The sequence below is a fragment of the Mesorhizobium sp. BR1-1-15 genome, assembly GCF_020165475.1.
In the GTDB taxonomy this organism is placed as follows: Bacteria; Pseudomonadota; Alphaproteobacteria; order Rhizobiales; family Rhizobiaceae; genus Mesorhizobium.
In genome coordinates this window covers 49484-65695 of sequence record NZ_JAIUIF010000009.1, presented here as the reverse complement: position 1 = coordinate 65695, position 16212 = coordinate 49484, and the positions used below count along the sequence as shown (strand labels likewise).

At 60.4% G+C, this 16212-nt stretch carries 17 protein-coding genes; 4 read left to right on the top strand and 13 right to left on the bottom strand.

Annotated features, from left to right (window positions below):
* Nucleotides 1-214 precede the first annotated feature (214 nt).
* Together LB541_RS17015 and LB541_RS17010 are read left to right on the top strand one after the other, a co-directional pair.
* Nucleotides 215-1126, top strand: coding sequence for a LysR family transcriptional regulator (locus tag LB541_RS17015; RefSeq protein ID WP_140739779.1), 912 nt, complete (start codon nt 215-217; stop codon nt 1124-1126).
* A 99-nt stretch (nt 1127-1225) separates the two neighbouring features.
* On the top strand, nt 1226-1816 hold the full coding sequence (locus tag LB541_RS17010; protein ID WP_140557397.1) for a GNAT family N-acetyltransferase: 591 nt from the start codon (nt 1226-1228) through the stop codon (nt 1814-1816).
* Nucleotides 1817-1906: 90 nt separating this feature from the next.
* Here the strand turns inward: LB541_RS17010 and LB541_RS17005 are convergent, their stop codons facing one another.
* Nucleotides 1907-2746 carry a hypothetical protein gene (locus tag LB541_RS17005; protein ID WP_224619060.1) on the bottom strand — a complete coding sequence of 280 codons (840 nt, stop codon included), beginning with the start codon at nt 2744-2746 and terminating at the stop codon, nt 1907-1909.
* Nucleotides 2747-3303: 557 nt separating this feature from the next.
* Between LB541_RS17005 and folP the strand changes: the two genes are divergently transcribed.
* Nucleotides 3304-4080 carry a dihydropteroate synthase gene (gene folP / locus LB541_RS17000; protein WP_246679502.1) on the top strand — a complete coding sequence of 259 codons (777 nt, stop codon included), beginning with the start codon at nt 3304-3306 and terminating at the stop codon, nt 4078-4080.
* A gap of 9 nt (nt 4081-4089) precedes the next feature.
* Here the strand turns inward: folP and pqqE are convergent, their stop codons facing one another.
* The 8 genes from pqqE to LB541_RS16960 form a co-directional block, all read right to left on the bottom strand.
* Nucleotides 4090-5211, bottom strand: a complete 1122-nt coding sequence (pqqE, locus tag LB541_RS16995) for a pyrroloquinoline quinone biosynthesis protein PqqE (RefSeq protein WP_140557402.1) — start codon at nt 5209-5211, stop codon at nt 4090-4092.
* Nucleotides 5208-5504 carry a pyrroloquinoline quinone biosynthesis peptide chaperone PqqD gene (gene pqqD, locus LB541_RS16990; protein WP_140665675.1) on the bottom strand — a complete coding sequence of 99 codons (297 nt, stop codon included), beginning with the start codon at nt 5502-5504 and terminating at the stop codon, nt 5208-5210. Before pqqD ends, pqqE begins: the two co-directional genes overlap by 4 nt.
* Complete coding sequence (pqqC, locus tag LB541_RS16985) at nt 5501-6259, bottom strand: pyrroloquinoline-quinone synthase PqqC (protein ID WP_140498254.1); 759 nt, start codon at nt 6257-6259, stop codon at nt 5501-5503. The genes pqqD and pqqC overlap by 4 nt, the downstream gene beginning before the upstream one ends.
* The gene (pqqB, locus tag LB541_RS16980) at nt 6256-7194 is read right to left on the bottom strand and encodes a pyrroloquinoline quinone biosynthesis protein PqqB (RefSeq protein ID WP_140665679.1); all 939 of its coding nucleotides are present in this window, start codon (nt 7192-7194) and stop codon (nt 6256-6258) included. The genes pqqC and pqqB overlap by 4 nt, the downstream gene beginning before the upstream one ends.
* Nucleotides 7195-7607: 413 nt before the next feature.
* Nucleotides 7608-8168: a PQQ-dependent catabolism-associated CXXCW motif protein gene (locus tag LB541_RS16975; protein ID WP_140515131.1), complete on the bottom strand. Its 561-nt coding sequence runs from the start codon at nt 8166-8168 to the stop codon at nt 7608-7610.
* Nucleotides 8165-9058 carry a substrate-binding domain-containing protein gene (locus tag LB541_RS16970; protein ID WP_140515132.1) on the bottom strand — a complete coding sequence of 298 codons (894 nt, stop codon included), beginning with the start codon at nt 9056-9058 and terminating at the stop codon, nt 8165-8167. Before LB541_RS16970 ends, LB541_RS16975 begins: the two co-directional genes overlap by 4 nt.
* Nucleotides 9030-9554 carry a c-type cytochrome, methanol metabolism-related gene (locus LB541_RS16965; protein WP_140515133.1) on the bottom strand — a complete coding sequence of 175 codons (525 nt, stop codon included), beginning with the start codon at nt 9552-9554 and terminating at the stop codon, nt 9030-9032. Before LB541_RS16965 ends, LB541_RS16970 begins: the two co-directional genes overlap by 29 nt.
* A 176-nt stretch (nt 9555-9730) precedes the next feature.
* Nucleotides 9731-11506: a methanol/ethanol family PQQ-dependent dehydrogenase gene (locus LB541_RS16960; protein WP_411969797.1), complete on the bottom strand. Its 1776-nt coding sequence runs from the start codon at nt 11504-11506 to the stop codon at nt 9731-9733.
* Between the two features lie 812 nt (nt 11507-12318).
* Here LB541_RS16960 and LB541_RS16955 point away from each other — a divergent pair.
* Nucleotides 12319-12672 carry a hypothetical protein gene (locus LB541_RS16955; protein ID WP_140498241.1) on the top strand — a complete coding sequence of 118 codons (354 nt, stop codon included), beginning with the start codon at nt 12319-12321 and terminating at the stop codon, nt 12670-12672.
* A gap of 52 nt (nt 12673-12724) precedes the next feature.
* Here the strand turns inward: LB541_RS16955 and LB541_RS16950 are convergent, their stop codons facing one another.
* The 4 genes from LB541_RS16950 to LB541_RS16935 all read right to left on the bottom strand — a co-directional run bounded on the left by LB541_RS16950 (nt 12725) and on the right by LB541_RS16935 (nt 16168).
* Nucleotides 12725-13588 carry a quinoprotein dehydrogenase-associated SoxYZ-like carrier gene (locus tag LB541_RS16950; protein ID WP_140566577.1) on the bottom strand — a complete coding sequence of 288 codons (864 nt, stop codon included), beginning with the start codon at nt 13586-13588 and terminating at the stop codon, nt 12725-12727.
* Nucleotides 13589-13705: 117 nt separating this feature from the next.
* Entirely contained in the window at nt 13706-14677 is a 972-nt protein-coding gene (locus LB541_RS16945; protein WP_140672289.1) for a quinoprotein relay system zinc metallohydrolase 2, read from the bottom strand.
* 35 nt (nt 14678-14712) lie between these two features.
* Nucleotides 14713-15453, bottom strand: coding sequence for an ABC transporter ATP-binding protein (locus LB541_RS16940; protein ID WP_140560505.1), 741 nt, complete (start codon nt 15451-15453; stop codon nt 14713-14715).
* Nucleotides 15422-16168 (bottom strand): ABC transporter permease, encoded by a 747-nt coding sequence (locus LB541_RS16935; protein WP_224619057.1) that lies wholly within the window; start codon nt 16166-16168, stop codon nt 15422-15424. The genes LB541_RS16940 and LB541_RS16935 overlap by 32 nt, the downstream gene beginning before the upstream one ends.
* Nucleotides 16169-16212: the final 44 nt, after the last annotated feature.

The following is a 16212-nucleotide window of genomic DNA, read 5'->3' as shown; positions in this document are numbered from 1 at the left end:
TCTGCAGGGGTCAGGCTTTGAGTGCGGAAGTGCGCACATCGGTGGTGCAAAATCGATCCGGTCGGACGACTGCCGCCAGCCGCGACGAATCGGTGTCCGTCGTTCGGAATTGGGCCGCGCTCGTCGACATAAGCTATGATAACCGCCCACACTGCTGTACGACTGCGTTGGATACGGGCTTTGGAAAGCGCACCGCGCGGTGCGGGATCGCGCCATGATCGACTGGGATGATGTTCGCTATTTTCTGGCCGTGGCGCGCGGAGGCTCGGTGCGGGCCGCCGGCGAGCGCCTCGGTGTGAACCACTCGACCGTGCTGCGACGCGTTGCACAGCTCGAGGAACGCCTTGGGGCGCAGATGTTCGAAAAGCTGCCTTCGGGCTACCGCCTGACGGCTGCGGGCGAGGAGGTGCTCGAGCTCGCGAACCAGATGGAAGCGTCGTCGCACCAGTTGGAGACACGCGTCTTCGGGCGCGACCAGAGCGTGCGCGGGCTTCTGCGGGTGACATTGGCTCCGACCCTTGCGACACACCTGCTCATGCCTGATTTCGCCGAGTTCGCGCGTCTGCATCCGGACATCGAGATGGACGTCTTGTCGTCCGGGGAGCTGGCAAATCTGACCAACCGAGAGGCCGACGTGGCGATCCGCGTCGTCTATGACCGCAAAACCCTGCCGCTCAATCTTCACGGCCTGAAGGGGCCAGAGTTGTTCGGCGGCGTCTATATGTCCCGCGATCGACTTGCCGCCTGGCATGCGGGCGCGCCCGATCCCGTCCGGTGGATCGTCATAAGCATTCATGGAATTCCGGACTGGGCTCGCGAGGGCGAGGTTCGCACCACGGAGGTTCCATTCAGGACCACGGACGCCGAGGCACAGATCGTTGCGGTACGGCAAGGGCTCGGGATCACGACACTGCCGTGCTTCGTCGGAGATGCCGACCCCCTGCTGGTGAGGGTGCCGGGTACCGACCTGCACATGTACGGAACGCTCTGGCTTCTCACGCAGGGGGAGACACGCAAGACGAAGCGCGTGCGGCTCTTCACGGAATTCGTATCCCGCAGGCTCGCCGCGTACGCTCCGCTTCTCGCGGGACTGTCCATATCGCGCGACCGACGCCTGGCGGGTTGACGGCCTGCCTTGCCGACGGCTTTCCGGGGGGCTTGCCGGCTGCTTATGATTGCCGCTTTCCGGCTATCATTGGCGCCGCCTCAGGTGGAAAATGCTTCGATGGAAACTGTCCGATTTCCCAAGCTCACGACACCAAGGCTCGTGCTTCGGGCGCCGAGAAAACGGGATATCCCGGCATGGTTTGCGCGCGCGACGGATGTCGAATCCGCCTCTCTTGCCGGCGATCCTGTTCCCGACGACATAAGCGCGGGCGAGCGATGGTTCGCCCGTTCGCGTCAGCGTTTCGCTGACGGTACGGCGATCCAGTGGTCCATAGATCAAGTAGGAGTTTCGGAAGCGATCGGGACAATAACCCTGTCCTTCGGCGCAACCGACGCCAAGGCAGCCGCATTGGGATTTGTGCTCGCGCGTGCGCATTGGGGGCACGGACTGGGCAGCGAGGCGGCGCGCGAAGTTCTCCGCTACGCTTTCGAAACTCTGGCGCTTGAACGGGTGACGGGCGAAGCGGCGGCGCGCAATTTTGCCTCGGTGCGGATATTTGCGAAGCTTGGATTCAAACATGTCGAGAGCTTCATCGATGAGTCCGACGGCGAGCGTTGCGAGCGCTTTACGCTCGACCGAGACATCGGGCCGTCACTGTTGGCAAGCAACGCGATGCGGACTGCTAGGGCTCTGAGCCATGCCCAATAGCGTTGCTCCGGCGAGTCGATACTGAATCTGCGCTTGCGCGCCATTCTCTCGACAAGACCAACGGCTGGACGCGATCGAGCGCAGGCAGGTTCAATTGGTGCTGGTTGTGGCAGTGAACCCGCACTGCTTCTGTTCCATATCGATCTGCTTCGTGATGCGGACGGCGTTCTGTGCGTAGGCTTCCGTCACGGAGCCACTATTCACGGTCTTGTCCTTCAGCGGACTCACGCCTGCGCAGAGGTGGAAAACATGCGGCTCGGTGGACTTCGCGGCTCCGTTTTCGGGCGCGATCCAGTAGACGACATCCTGACCTGCGGGGTGGCTCGCGTCTCGCGTCGCCGCCGCCACCGCCGCGGTGTCCGTCGCGATCGCCTGCGCCTGAGCGGCGACGTCGGGGGAACAGGCGGTGGTGGGCTGCCCCGACTTGATCTGGGCTGCGCATACGTTCATATCCTGGGTGTATTGTTCGACCGACGGGGGTTTGAAGCTGATCCCCATGACCGTCGCGAGCACGGCCAGCGCAGCGCCGACGCCGCCGGCAACCTTCTTGGTCCGCGGATCCATGTTTTTGTCGGTGAGGATCAGGAAAACCAGCGGGAGAAAGGCAATCAGCGTGATGATTGCGCCGAGCTGGTTTTGGAAGAAGAACCTGGCCGTGTCGGATGCACGGGCCGGATCATGCCTGTTTGCCGCCTTCCACAGCAAGTTGCCGGCGATTGCGAAAATCGCGATGCCGACCAGAAGGCCGATGATCAGCGGCAGGTGTGCCTGATCGAATTTGTTCTGGCGAAGCAGCATAATCCCGTAGATTTCGCCGCCAATGGCGACGATCCACGAGAGTGCGGCGAAAAGACGAAGACGCGTGGCGGAGGACTTCTGGCCCTGCGTCGCTTGCCAATCCTTGGTAACGTCTGACTTGTTGTCGGTCATTGACCAGATCCCCTGATATCGACACTTAGGCGGGCGGCGTTAGCAGCGTCATTGAACGAGCATTACTTGCCTTAGCGATGCGGGCAAAAATGTGAGCGCCACGGCAGGCTTAATCCTCATACATATTGCGCATGAGTGAATCCGTCCATACTCATTGAGGCAGACGCCTATGCAGCGATGGCTCCGTTAATCTCTGGCCCGAACTGACGACACCAGCCGAAAATCGAAATTGCCATTGCCATCTCCGTGGTTCCTTCCTCGGCGGCTCTCGCACACCCTGCGGCGCCCGAACATTCGCTTCTCGCACTGTGGGGTTATGATAGCCTGGGCGACCGAAAGATCGAATACGACGCGAATTCCACAATGACGATGACCACGACACCAACTGCGGTATTGCGCGGCATGGAGCTCAGCATCCCTCGCGAGAATGCACCCGGCGGACTATGTCCGAGCGATCACCAGGGAGGCGTGGCGTCGATGCTCGCCGCGCTCGCCCGATGAACCGTTGGCAACTTGCTCATGGACGGTATCTCGATCTTGGTGCGAGATCGTTACTGATGGGGATCTTGAACGTTACGCCGGACAGTTTTTCCGACGGTGGAGAATTCGATCGGCCGGAGCGGGCACTCGAACAGGCACGGCGTATGATCGGCGAGGGCGCGGCGATCATTGATGTCGGGGGCGAGTCCACCAGGCCCGGCGCCGGCAGCGTTTCGGCGCTTGAGGAACAATCGCGTATCCTCCCGATCATCGAGGCGCTGTCGTCGGACGGCGACTGCATCGTTTCGGTTGACACCTATCGGGCCGAGACGGCGCGTCTCGCGGTCGCGGCGGGTGCACATATCGTCAACGACGTACACGGCCTGCAGCGCGAACCCGACATTGCGCACGTCGCAGCGGAAGCCGGCGCTGGCCTCGTCATCATGCACACCGGGCGCGACCGGAAAAAGTTGGCCGATGTAATCGCCGACCAGTTCCTGTTCCTGAACAGATCGCTGGAGATCGCGCGCAACGCCGGCATTCCGGACGACTGCATCGTGCTGGACCCAGGCTTCGCTTTCGCCAAGAGCGGAGAGGAGAACCTTGAACTCATGGCTCGCTTCGGCGAACTGCGCGCTCTTGGTTTTCCATGGCTCGTCGGCACCTCGCGCAAGAGGCTTGCCCATCACCTGGTCGGCGAAAGCGACGAAGGGCGGGACGTTGGCACAGCTGCAACCAGCGTCATCCTGCGGTTGAAGGGTGCTTCGATTTTTCGTGTGCACAATGTCGGGATCAATCGCGATGCCCTGGCTTTCGCCGACGCAGTGCGCGAGCGCGAGAATACGGCGGAATGAAAGAACCTGTCAGGCGGGCTCGGTCACGACGCCGATACGCCGGTAGGTGAATGGTTCGTCCTCCGAAGGAACTGTCGCGGTACGCTTGGCTTCGTCGATCAGCATCGCCATGCGCGCGTGGATCGGCGACTTCGCGCAAGCCGGATCCGTTGCGGCGGCATCGCCGGCGATCGCCATCGCCTGGCAGCGGCAACCGCCCCAGTCGATCTCGCGTCGTTCACAGCCGCGACAGGGTTCCTGCATCCAGTCCGTGCCGCGGAAGGCATTGAACGCCGGCGAATCGGCCCAGATCGAGGAGAGGGTGTGTGGTTTGAAACGCTCGAAGCTGAGCGACGGGATCGTCTGCGCGGCATGGCACGGCAGCACGGTGCCGTCAGGCGCCACCATGAACGCGTCACGCGCCCAGCCACCCATGCACGGTTTGGGGTAGATGGCGAAATAGTCTGGTGTCACGAAATCGATGTTGATAATGCCGGCCAGCCGCTCGCGTGCTTCCGCGACGATTTCCGCCTGCCGGTCGACTGCTGCACGCTCGGGCATCAGCTGATCGCGATTGATCAAAGCCCAGCCAGCGTACTGGACGTTGGCGATCTCGAGCCTCTCCGCGTCCAGCGAAAGGGCAAGATCGATGAACTCCGGTACCTCCTCGATGTTATGGCGATGGATCGGCGCGTTGATGGTGAGAGGCAAGCCGGCAGCTCGCGCGCGGCGTGCCGTCTCCAGCTTCTTGTCGTGGCTGCCTTTGTGGTTGCCGATGCGTTCGGTGGTCTCAGGCCGTGCGCCCTGAAAGCTCAATTGCAGATGGTCGAGCCCGGCTTCGGCAAATGCTTCGATGCGGCCTTCGGCGATGCCGACGCCCGCGGTAATCAGATTTGTATAGACGCCGCGCGCTGAAAGTCCGGCGATCAATTGCTCGAGGTCGCGGCGCAGCGTCGGCTCACCGCCTGACAGATGCACCTGCAGAACACCGAGATCGGCGGCCTCCGAGAACAGGCTGAGCCAGGTCTGTGTGTCGAGTTCGCGATTGGCCTTCTGCAATTCGAGCGGGTTGGAGCAATAAGGACATTGCAGCGGGCAGCGATGTGTCAGTTCCGCCAGCATGCCGATAGGAGGGAGGAGGGGCGTGTTCATAGCTTCACCAGCAGCTTGTCCGACCACTCTTGCAGGAAGGCGATGACGTCGGCCGCCACGGCCTCCTCCTCGGCCTCATAATCCGTGGCAAGGCCGGCGATGATTTCGCCGACCGTGGACCGTCCGTCGCAGCGCCGCAATATGTCGAGGCTGATATCGTTCGGCCAGAATATTCTCTCCGGTGACAGCACGGCGAATGCCTGCCGCACGGAATCGTACTGTATGCGCACGTGCTTCGGCAGGAAGGGTATCGATCCCAGCGACACCAAGGCTCTTTCGCGCAGCATCATCATGGGGCTGCCTCGGGGCGGAAGGCGCCGGGCGGTATGTTTCCCGGCTCGCCATAGGCGTGTTGAAGCGCATCAAGCATGGCCCAGAGTATATCGCATTTGAACACCAGCGCATCTATTGCCTGCTGCTGGCGTTCCGCCGTATCGGCATGGCTGAGCACGTAGGTGAGGGCGAAGTCGGCGTCGCGCGAGGCTTGTTCGGGCCGTTGCTTGAAATAGGCCAGCGTATCCTCGGTGATATAATCGTATTTGGCCAGCATCGCCGGTACGCGCTCGCCGATGATAAGCGGTGAGAACATCTCGGTCAGCGACGACGCGACCGCCTCGAACAGCGTTCGGTTGGTGCAAAAGGAGAGGTATGCCCCCACGGCGAACCGTGTCGCCGGCAGTGCCAGCCTTTCGCTCTTCACGGCCTCGGCATCCAGGCCGAGCGAGGTTGCCAGATGCAGCCAGCGCGCGATACCGCCGCTCCAGCCGTCCTCGCCATCATGGTCTTCGATACGTTTGCGCCAGGCGGCGCGAAACGCCGGATCCTCGGCATGTGCGAGGATCATGGCATCCTTGCGCGGGATGACAGCCTGGTAGCAATAACGGTTCAGCGCCCAGGCCTTCATCTCGGCCTTCGACAGCGCGCCGCTGGTCATCCTGTGATGGAAGGGATGATGATTGTGGTAGCGCTCGGCGCCGACCTGCCTCAGCACGGCTTCGAGATCGCTCGTGGACAGGCCGCCTTTGGCCGCATCGCGGAAATCGTTCAAAATTCCATCTCCATGCCGTCGCCTGCGACTTCCCAGCCTGCCGCCTTGACCGCCGCGTGTTCGGCCGAATTCTCGTCAAGGATCGGATTGGTGTTGTTGATATGGACGAAGACGCGGCGGCCCAGCCTCACATCGGCCAGGCTGGCGATCGAACCCGCGTCTCCCGAAATCGCCAGATGCCCCATGCGCGTGCCGGTTTTCTGACCGACGCCGGCGACGATCATCTCGTCGTCGGTGTAGACAGTGCCGTCGAACAGAAGACAGGCTGCATCGCAAAGACGCGCGCGCAGCGTCGCATCGATGCGCGCGCAGCCTGGGATGTAGAAGACAGAATCGCGGCTGCCAATACCCGCAATTCGGACTCCAATCGTGTCACCGGCGTCGGAGCTGAAATTGGCATCCGGATGGTCTTTGTCCTCCAGATAGAGTGCTATCTTTCCAGGCACCGGAAAGCTCTCGATCATCACGCCGGTCTCGCTGCCTTCGGCATCGCAGATGACCAATTCTTTCGCTGTCGGCAGGATGCGCCGCGGCACGACCGCCGGATCGAGAACGTTGAAAATCGAATTCGCCTCCAGCGTCGCCAGAACCTGCGCCGTTGCATAGATGGCGAAAGGCTGCCGCTCGCGCAGGCTGAGCAGTCCGGCGATATGATCGACATCGGCATTGGTCAGCACCACCGCGCGGATAGGGGTCGAGCGCAGCGGCGCGTCGCCCGCAGGTTGCAACTCTGGCGTTGCCGCGATCTGCTGGCGAATGTCGGGTGAGGCATTGAAAAGGACCCAGCCGACCCCATCCGCCGAGGCGATGACACTTGATTGGGTTCGTGAATGCACGCCAGCCATCCCGGAGCGGGCCGCACGACTGAGACGATAATTGCAATTCCATTGCGGAAAGCCGCCGCCTGCCGCCGATCCGATGATCCTCAAACGCATGAAAATGCCCGCCCCGCGGCTTCTCTGACCAGCAGGCAATTTGCAGCCCTGAAAAGTGCCGCGCGCGCCCTACACGCGTCAAAACCTTTCGCCAAAACCCTTGCGGGGATGCGTGCCCCTGTTGCCAGGGACACGCACCTCTGCGGCCTACCTCTTGGGAGTAATTTCGGCAGGCAGATACCGAGAAATTTCCATGCCCGCAGCAACCTGGCACATGGTCGGTTTTTTCCAGTTCTTCTTCATGACATTTCTCCTCTTATACCAGTCCGTAGGGACCGATCCCTGTTGTTAGCCAACCATTGCAGGGCACCAAAGCAATGGCTCGTCCATCACGTCTCAAAATGGACAAATGAAAAAGTAGGTTTTGAAAAATCGAAAAGCAAAACTACCTGGAATAATTGCATAACCTTTCTTCAATTGTTCGTTTCATATGGTTTTTTCACCTCCAGCGGAAGATTTGCACCTTCCCACCCATCAGCGCCGAGTGGATACCAGATTACCGAACTGTAGCCCCACTCGATCGCCCGTTTAGCGGCATTCCAGGACATCCAGCAATTCGTCATGCAATAGAACAGAATCGCTCGCGATTTGTCCGTGCCGGCCTTGGCTTCGAGGCCTTGGCGAAAATAGCTGGTGGTCTCTTGCGAAATAGCGCCGTATCCCACGTTGGCCAGCCATGTACTGCCTGGAATGTCCTTTCTAACCTTGTCTCTCCATATCGTTCCTGCCGGCAAATTGGTCGGCTTGGGCGTGTTCGGCATCACGTCGAAGAAGACAGCTTTCTTCGCTCGCCACAGCGCTTCAGCTTCCGCCGTCGTCACCACCCTGGCGCCTTGCAGCGTCGGCGGCACCGGCGCCCGATAGTCGTCCATCCGGTACCCGTTGGGTTCGGCGATCTCGCCAGCCCGCGTCGGTTCGGCCAGACCCATAAGGCTCGCAGCGACCAGCAAAAAAACAGTCTCCCTTCCCTTCATTGGGTGATCGGTTTGTCGTGTTCGTCGATCAGCGGCACGTTGTAACTCAGCAGGAGCCTGTTGATCTCCGCCTGGTTTTCCCTGATCACCCGGTTGAGCGTCCGCTTCCATTCCTGGTCGGACGGACGTACGCCCATGGTGATGCGGTAGGACATGCGCGAGCCGGTTTTTTCCTTTACCAGCGGAACAATCGCCACATCGGCTCCAAGTTGCTTGGCATAGTAGCCTGCCATCGGTCCCCACAGGACCGCCGCGTCGATCTTGTGGGCCAGCATGTCCTTGATCATGACCTCCCCCATGGAGGGGGTGACACGCGTATCCACCGCAAGCGGATAGATCTTGGCGGTCCGCAGAAGCTTGTTGGCGGCCATGTTGGCGGTTGGCGGCGTGCGCTCGACAACCCCGATCGTCTTGCCCGTGAGTTTGGGATCCTCGATCGTTTCGACGCCCTCCATATCGTTGCCTTTCGGGTAGACCAGCACATAGGTGGAGCGATAATAGGCGTTGGTGTTCTGCACCAGTTCATCGCCTTGGGCATAGCCCATGATGATGTCGCATCGGTTGGCCCCCAGCGTGTTGCGAACGAAGCCGGTGACAAGTGGAAACCAGGTATAGGCGACGGACTTCCGTCCGGTTTTCGCGGCTACCAGTTCGGCAAGTTTGTTTTCGAAGCCTTCGCCGCTCTTGTCGGTGAAGGGCATATTCGAAGGATCGGCGCAGACGCGCAGAATGTCGGGATCGACCAGTTCTCCCGCCGCGCCGAGGCCGGCGCCTTGCGCCTGCGCGTTCGATGGCAACAAGGCCAGCGCGCCTAGAATCGGCAGAACGACGCGCAGCTTCAATGCACCGCAGCCGTTCATGTCATCCGCCCATGCAGGATGCTTCGGCATCCTTCGCCGCCTGCGGCTTGTCTTCGTGCTTGGGCGGCCTGCCGCGTGGCGCCGCACCATCGGCGCGCGCGCGCAGGTAGACATAGAGATCGTCCAGGTAGCAATAGACGTTCTTGTTGTCGCCAAAGGCAGGCATGACGTTTTCCTTGCCGCCGCCGACATTCTTGCGGCCCTCGGCGACGATCGAGAGGAACGTGGCGTAGTCCATGGTTTTCAAGCTGTTGACCAGGGCCGGCGCGTAGCTCGAACCTGTCGCATCCTGTCCGTGACAGACATGGCAATCGGAGTGATACCGGCGGTAGCCGCTGAACGTGTACCAGTCGACGGTTCCGTTCTCGATCTTGTAGGTCGGATTTCCATCCGCATCCAAATACTTGCCGCCTTCTTGCTTCACCGCCTTGGCTTTTTCCATGCTGTCCTCGGCCCACGCCACGCCTGAGCTTGCCAGAGGCAGCAGAGCCAGGACGAAAGCCGAAATTACAATGCGAACGGACATTCAAACGCTTCCTTCATTTGCCGTGGACACGGTTTTGCTGCCGTGGCCGGCATTGATCGGTGTGTCGGGGGTGCAACCGCATCGAGAGCCCGGCCATGGTTTCGGATGATCCGGGCTCTCGTTTTTCAAACCTCCGGTCCAACAAGACCTGAGGCGTGCTTAAGGTTCCCCGCCCGTCAGTCCGGGAGACCGAAGACGGTGAGCTGACCGCCCAGCGTCGTATAGTCGGCAAGTGCCGCGTAGCCGCCGACGGCACCCAGACCTGCGGTACCAACGACCGCGGACTGATCGCCTTGCGCACGGCCCTGATCGACGGCGCCATGCCAGGCAGCAGCGTTGTCAGGCGAAAGCAGACCGCCTGCCAGACCGATACCTGCCCACCCACCGACGCCGGACAGAACGGCGATGTACTGCTTGCCGTCATGCTCGTACGTGGTGATGTTGCCGATGATGCCGGACGGGGTCTTGAACTTGTAAAGTTCCTTGCCGTCCTTATCGACCGCCTTGATGTAGCCTTCGAGCGTGCCGTAGAAGACGACGTCGCCATCTGTCGCCAACGCGCCCGACCACACGGAGAACTTCTCAGGCTTCGACCAGACGATCTCGCCCTTGGCCGCATCCCAGGCAATGAAGTTGCCCATGCTGCCGTCGCCGCCAGGTGCCGGGTACATCGACACTGTGGCGCCAACATAAGGCTGACCGGCGGTGTAGCTTACCTTGTACGGCTCATAGTCCATGCAGACATGGTTGGTCGGAACATAGAACAGGCCGGTTTTCGGCGAATAGGCAGCTGGCTGTTGATCCTTCGTTCCAAGCGCCGCCGGGCAAATACCCGTCGAGTTGGTGTCTTCGCCGTTCTGCTGGGTCGAATATTTCGCCACGACCTGCGGGCGACCATACTGTTCGCTCTTTGGGTCCATGACGACTTCCGTCGCCCAGTTCACCGCTGGATCGTATTTCTTGGCGACGAGAAGCTCGCCGGTGGCGCGATCCATGGTGTAGGCGAAACCATTACGATCGAAATGCACCAGCACGTCGTGTTTGGCGCCATTGACCTCCATGCCGTCGACGAGGATCATCTCGTTGATGCCGTCATAGTCCCATTCGTCATGCGGGGTCATCTGGTAGAGCCATTTGGCAACACCGGTATCGGCATCGCGGGCCATGATCGTCATTGACCAGCGGTTGTCGCCAGGCCGTTGGACCGGGTTCCATGTCGAGGGATTGCCGGTGCCGTAGTAGACCAGGTTCAGCTTGGGATCATAGGAATACCATCCCCATGTCGTGCCGCCGCCTGTCTTCCATTGCTCGCCTTCCCAGGTGTTGGTGCCGGAATCCTTGCCTACCGGCTTGCCCAGCTGGGTGGTTTTCTCGGGATCGATCAGGGTGTCGGCGTCGGGACCTTCCGAATAGGCTTTCCAGGCAAGTTTGCCGTCTTTCAGATTGTAGGCGGCCAGCCAGCCGCGAACGCCGAATTCGGCGCCGGACACGCCGATGAGTACCTTATCCTTGACCACGACGGGGGCAGCCGTGCCGGATTCGCCTTTGCCGCCGTCGGTCATGTCGCCATTCTTGACCGACCAGACGACCTTGCCGGTCTTTGCATCGAGGGCGACGACCGTGGTGTCGGCCTGATTGAGAATGATCTTGCCGTCACCATAGGCAACACCGCGATTGACCGTATCGCAACACATGATCGGAATGACATTCGGATCCTGCTTGGGCTCGTATTTCCAGAGGATCTTCCCGTCATTCTTGAGGTCGAGCGCAAAGACATTGTTTGGGAAGGGCGTATGGACATACATCACATCGCCGATGATCAGCGGTCCACCCTCATGCCCGCGCAGCACGCCGGTGGAAAAGGTCCATTTGACCTGCAGGTTCTTCACATTATCCGCAGTAATCTGGTTGAGTTTGGAATAGCGGGCGTTGGCGTAGTCACCCGTCTGCATCGCCCAGTTCTTCGCATCCGAAGCGAGCTTTGCAAGATCCTCGTTGGCCGACGCCGTATAGGCCGCGCCGAGCGACAGAAACGCCGCAGTGGTTAGAATATACGTAGCTTTCGTAAGTACACGCATCCGAATTCCTCCCGGGGTTCACAGTGATGAATCGACTGTCAGGCCCACAAGGGCTCGCCCAAGCGATTCACGGGGGGGAAATATTTCCGGCAGCGTGTCACGACCTAAGCCAGATGTGCAGAGGGCACCGTTACTGCCCACCTCACTTTGGCCTACGAAAGACTGTCGCCGCTCCCTAATGACGGTGACGCCCTTGAAGCCGGAAACAGGGAAAGGCTATGTCATCCCAAAAGGCTAGGCAAGCAAAAAAGGCCTAGTGCATTGTTGCACCGCAATATTCTAAATGATGCACTGCAATATACAGAAATGAACAGAACTACAAGATTAATATGAAGTGTTTTATGCCTCCGTGGAGACCGAGAACGGTATTAAGATAGTCTTACGGTCGATCTTTTGATTTTAATATACAACAAGGTTATTTGATAATGTTTATCGGCGCCCATCTTGGATGGCATGTAAAAAGTCTCGCCGTTGCCCGGTATTGAGCGAGATGCGAAGCGGTCGTAGGAGCCTGGGCGCGGAGCCGGTGATCAAGTCGTCATCCGCAGCTATCGCTCGTGGACAGCCCTTTCCTCCTTTGGTCGTATACGGAACTCATGGGTGCTTGACTGGCTTTACGGCGCGTTGCCAACTGGCACGCCGATCTCGTCCGGGCGCATCGAACCCGGACCAACCGGAGGTTTCTCATGATCAGATATGTTGGATTTTCGACCTTGCCGCTGCTCTTCACGGCGACACTGGCCATCGCAAACCCGGCGGGTGCTGCGGGAGACTATCCCACAGTAACGGTTGTCGACTACGTGCTCGGCTGCATGCGAACGAACGGCCAGACGCGTCAGGCGCTGGAAAGCTGTTCCTGCTCGATCGACGTCATCGCCTCGATCCTGCCCTACGACCACTATGAGACGGCCGAGACCTTCAAGAGCATGTCTTTGACAACGGGGGAAAACGCGGGGCTGTTTCGGGAAAGCGCACCGGCGAAGGCAGCCCGTACAGAGCTGAAGCGTGCGCAGTCGGAAGCCGACGTGCGTTGCTTCTAAAGATCAAGCGTGCCCATCGCCGTGGCAGCGCGGCATAGCGTATTTCGAGACTTCAGAGCCCCGTTTTCTCCAGCGGCCACTGATTGCGGAATACCTTGCCGTCCGTGTCGATCGCTTCGACCTGGATTTCACCATTGCCGTGCGCCGTGAAATCGAATCGGAAATTAGGGTCTTCCGAAATCGATATTCCACCTTCCATCGAGAGGATCGGCCGGCCGGCTTGCGAGATCGACAGCTTCTGAACAAAATGCGCGGGGATGAAATACTGGGTCAACGGATCCCGCTGCAGGCCCGAATTGTTCGGGTGGCGGATCATCAACTGCAACTCCTCTGCCTTGCTCATCGTCTCTTGGGGTGGGAACTGGCGCAGCTTCATCTGCCCCATCGCCGCCATGGCCTCGTCCTGGTTCTTGACCGCAGGGGCGGAGCAGCCGCCTGACGCCTTGACGAAGGTCTGAGCCATGTGGAGTTGGCCGCCTTGAGTCTCCGCTATGGCACGCAAATAGGAATAATCATTGACGCGCACGCGTGTCGACAGATGTGTCACGCCGGCGTCCTTGCCGATCTGGAACGTTGCCGCCACCGGCGCAGGATTGGCGTCGATGATCAAGGTCACGGATTTGATGCCGTCCGGCGCCTTGGCTGGGTCGACATAGATGTCGACAGGCACGATGGCGGCATCTTGCGCCCGCTTTGGCGCTTCGATCCTGACCACGCCGGTGTCGACCAGAATAGCCCGGTCGCCGAACACGTCGCCTTTCAAGTCTTCCCAGATCTTCTCCGAAGAAGCCGTTGTTTGCTGTGCGTTGGCGGCTGAGGAGACGCCGAACAGCGTACCGATGGTCAAGATGATTGCGGCCAAGAACGATGCAAGCGACAAGGCGAACTGCCTGCTCGCGTAAGCGTGATTTTGCATTTCGATGCCTCCACCAATGCAACAGAGGTGGTGCCCAGGCTGGCGTTTAGAATATGCCTTTGACGACGCGTTGGCAAATCGCCCCACTTCATGATCTCTGGCGCATGTCGGTGTGGTCTATTCCCATTCGAGTTCAGCAAAAGCAGCTGTTGCGTTGCGCTCATTGTAGTCGTCGAACAGGTGCCATTTGCCCCGTTCGCTTCCGGCGGCGGTTTTGACGGCCTCTCGGAGCGGCGTCCCGTCGACGATCGCGTTGCGGATATCGCGCGCCAGAATCTCGAAATAGCGCCGTTCTCCTGCCAGCGCCTGCGGCCAGTCGGCCGGTACCGGACCATGACCCGGAACGACGCGCGCGGCGCCGATCGCGGCGAGCGCATCCATCTGGCGGAGCCAGCCAAGCAGCGATCCGTCGAGCGTCGGCAAGGAGCCCATGAACACGAGATCGCCGGCAAAGAGCGTGCTGGTCTCGGGGTCGAAGACGGTCAGGTCGTTATCGGTGTGCGCAGCCTTCCATGCCCGCAGTTCGAGCATGCGCCCGCCGAGGTCGAGTTCCAGGCGATCGTCAACCAGCATCGCCGGCGAAACGATCTCGACTCCCTTCATAAGCGCCTCGCCGACCTGTTCGCGATAATTGTGCAGATAGAACGCGCCACGCGCCTCGAGGGCACGCGGCAGATTGCGATGGCCAACAATGGTCGCGCCGATCTCCCGGAATGCCGCATTGCCGAAAATGTGATCGGGATGCATGTGGGTGTTGATGAGGAAGCGAACCGGTTTTGCGGTTATCTTTCCGATCGCGGCGAGCAAGGCGTGCGCCTCGGTCAGGCTGCCGCCACTGTCGATGACGGCAACCGCGTCGGTGCCGACGACGACGCCCAGATTGCAGATGGCACCGTCGTTGGTTGCGGTCATCAATTCATCCACGCCCTGAAAGGCGAAGACGCCGTCGGCGATTTGGCCAACCGAGAACCGCAGGCTGCCAGCCGCGGCCAAGGCGGCTCGTCCGAGGCAGCATGGCAGCAAGGCAGCGCTGACGGCGGTGCAGGCAAAGCCACTCATAACCCTGCGTCGTAGCCGATCAATCGACATGGGGTCCTCCGATATGCATTTCACCATCAGGGCGTTCAGGTGACGCCCGGGAACCTTTGCCGGAACGACCGCAGAAGGTCACTCATCACCTGTGAATTGCGATGTTGCCGAGGCAACCGCACGTCGAACACGCCGAGCACATGTGCTGGTCGCGGCGCGAGCACGATGATGCGATCCGACAGCATCAGCGCCTCGCGTAGATCGTGCGTTATCATCAAGGCGGTCGTGGGTCGTGCCGACCATACCGACAGAAGCAGGTGACGAAGCCGCTCGGCGGTCTGGTGGTCGAGCGAGACAAAGGGTTCGTCCAGGACAAGCATCGCCGGCTCGGTAGCGAAGGCCCTGGCAAGTGCTGCCCTGCGCGCAAGGCCGAGCGACAGTTCCGCAGGATAGAGAAAACGCATGCCGGCGAGGCCGAGAGTTTCAAAGAGTCCGTCAAGATTCTTCGTTCTCAAGCTTTTCGGCAAGGCCAGCCTGACATTTTGCTCCACCGTTCGCCACGGCAGCAAGATCGGCTCCTGGAACACGGCCGCAATGCGGTTGGAGCCTCCCTGCGGCAACTGGAAGGATCCGGAAAAATCCTTGTCCAATCCAAGCAGGATACGCAGTGTCGTGGTCTTGCCGCAGCCCGACGGTCCCAGCAAGCAGGCGAATTCGCCTTGCCGGACCTCGAAGGAAAGGTCCTGAAGCGCCGTGATTGAGACGCCTTGCGCGGACCTGAAAGTCTTTTCAGCGATATCGACCCTAAGCGGGACGACAGCGCCAACGGGTTGCATGTCGTTCAACGGGTTGCACCAAAAGAAGTTCGATGACGAGCATCACCGCCACGAAAGCCAGTGTGTAGGCAAGAATGGCGGCGACGTCGAAGAGCTGGAAATAGAGATGGATCTGGAAGCCGACGCCGTTCGACCGGCCGAGCAGTTCGACGACCAGGACGATCTTCCAGATGAGGGCGATGCCGGATCGTGACGCGGCGGCAAGATAGGGTTGCAATTGCGGCAGCAGGATGTGGCGGATGCGATCGAGAGGGCCGAAGCGATAGACAGTGGCCATTTCGGCGTAGCTCGGATCAAGCGCCCTGGCGCCCTCACGCATCGTCACTACGACATTCGGGATTTTGTTCACCGCCACCGCGCCGATCGCCGCGGCCTCGTTAAGTCCGAACCAGATATAGCCGAGGACGATGACGACCAGCGCCGGGATGTTGAGGAATAGAATTACCCATGGGTTGAAAAAGCGGTCGGCGCGACGATAGCTGCCGAGCAGAACGCCGATGACCGATCCTATGATCATCGCGACGATATAGGCCGCGGCGACCCGGCCGAGGGTCGCGCCGAGATGATAGAAGAGGTCGCCGCTCGCAGCCTCCCTGAGGAGCACCTGCCAGACCTGTCCCGGCCCCGGGAGGGCACGGCTCCGCCAGACACTCGCCGCAAGGCTCCACAGCAGGCAAAGCCCGAGCAAGGAAACCGCCACGGTCAGCGCGGGCATCAGCGTTGTCGCCAAGCTGGATCGCCCGGACATGCTCGTCGAGG

Excerpts from the sequence above, each read along its gene's own strand:
- LB541_RS17015 (WP_140739779.1), top strand. The coding sequence starts at position 215 with ATGATCGACTGGGATGATGTTCGCTATTTTCTGGCCGTGGCGCGCGGA.
- LB541_RS17010 (WP_140557397.1), top strand. The coding sequence starts at position 1,226 with ATGGAAACTGTCCGATTTCCCAAGCTCACGACACCAAGGCTCGTGCTT.
- LB541_RS17005 (WP_224619060.1), bottom strand. The coding sequence starts at position 2,746 with ATGACCGACAACAAGTCAGACGTTACCAAGGATTGGCAAGCGACGCAG.
- folP (WP_246679502.1), top strand. The coding sequence starts at position 3,304 with ATGGGGATCTTGAACGTTACGCCGGACAGTTTTTCCGACGGTGGAGAA.
- pqqE (WP_140557402.1), bottom strand. The coding sequence starts at position 5,211 with ATGAACACGCCCCTCCTCCCTCCTATCGGCATGCTGGCGGAACTGACA.
- pqqD (WP_140665675.1), bottom strand. The coding sequence starts at position 5,504 with ATGATGATGCTGCGCGAAAGAGCCTTGGTGTCGCTGGGATCGATACCC.
- pqqB (WP_140665679.1), bottom strand. The coding sequence starts at position 7,194 with ATGCGTTTGAGGATCATCGGATCGGCGGCAGGCGGCGGCTTTCCGCAA.
- LB541_RS16975 (WP_140515131.1), bottom strand. The coding sequence starts at position 8,168 with ATGAAGGGAAGGGAGACTGTTTTTTTGCTGGTCGCTGCGAGCCTTATG.
- LB541_RS16970 (WP_140515132.1), bottom strand. The coding sequence starts at position 9,058 with ATGCCGAAGCATCCTGCATGGGCGGATGACATGAACGGCTGCGGTGCA.
- LB541_RS16965 (WP_140515133.1), bottom strand. The coding sequence starts at position 9,554 with ATGTCCGTTCGCATTGTAATTTCGGCTTTCGTCCTGGCTCTGCTGCCT.
- LB541_RS16960 (WP_411969797.1), bottom strand. The coding sequence starts at position 11,506 with ATGCAGACGGGTGACTACGCCAACGCCCGCTATTCCAAACTCAACCAG.
- LB541_RS16955 (WP_140498241.1), top strand. The coding sequence starts at position 12,319 with ATGATCAGATATGTTGGATTTTCGACCTTGCCGCTGCTCTTCACGGCG.
- LB541_RS16950 (WP_140566577.1), bottom strand. The coding sequence starts at position 13,588 with ATGCAAAATCACGCTTACGCGAGCAGGCAGTTCGCCTTGTCGCTTGCA.
- LB541_RS16945 (WP_140672289.1), bottom strand. The coding sequence starts at position 14,677 with ATGTCGATTGATCGGCTACGACGCAGGGTTATGAGTGGCTTTGCCTGC.
- LB541_RS16940 (WP_140560505.1), bottom strand. The coding sequence starts at position 15,453 with ATGCAACCCGTTGGCGCTGTCGTCCCGCTTAGGGTCGATATCGCTGAA.
- LB541_RS16935 (WP_224619057.1), bottom strand. The coding sequence starts at position 16,168 with ATGCCCGCGCTGACCGTGGCGGTTTCCTTGCTCGGGCTTTGCCTGCTG.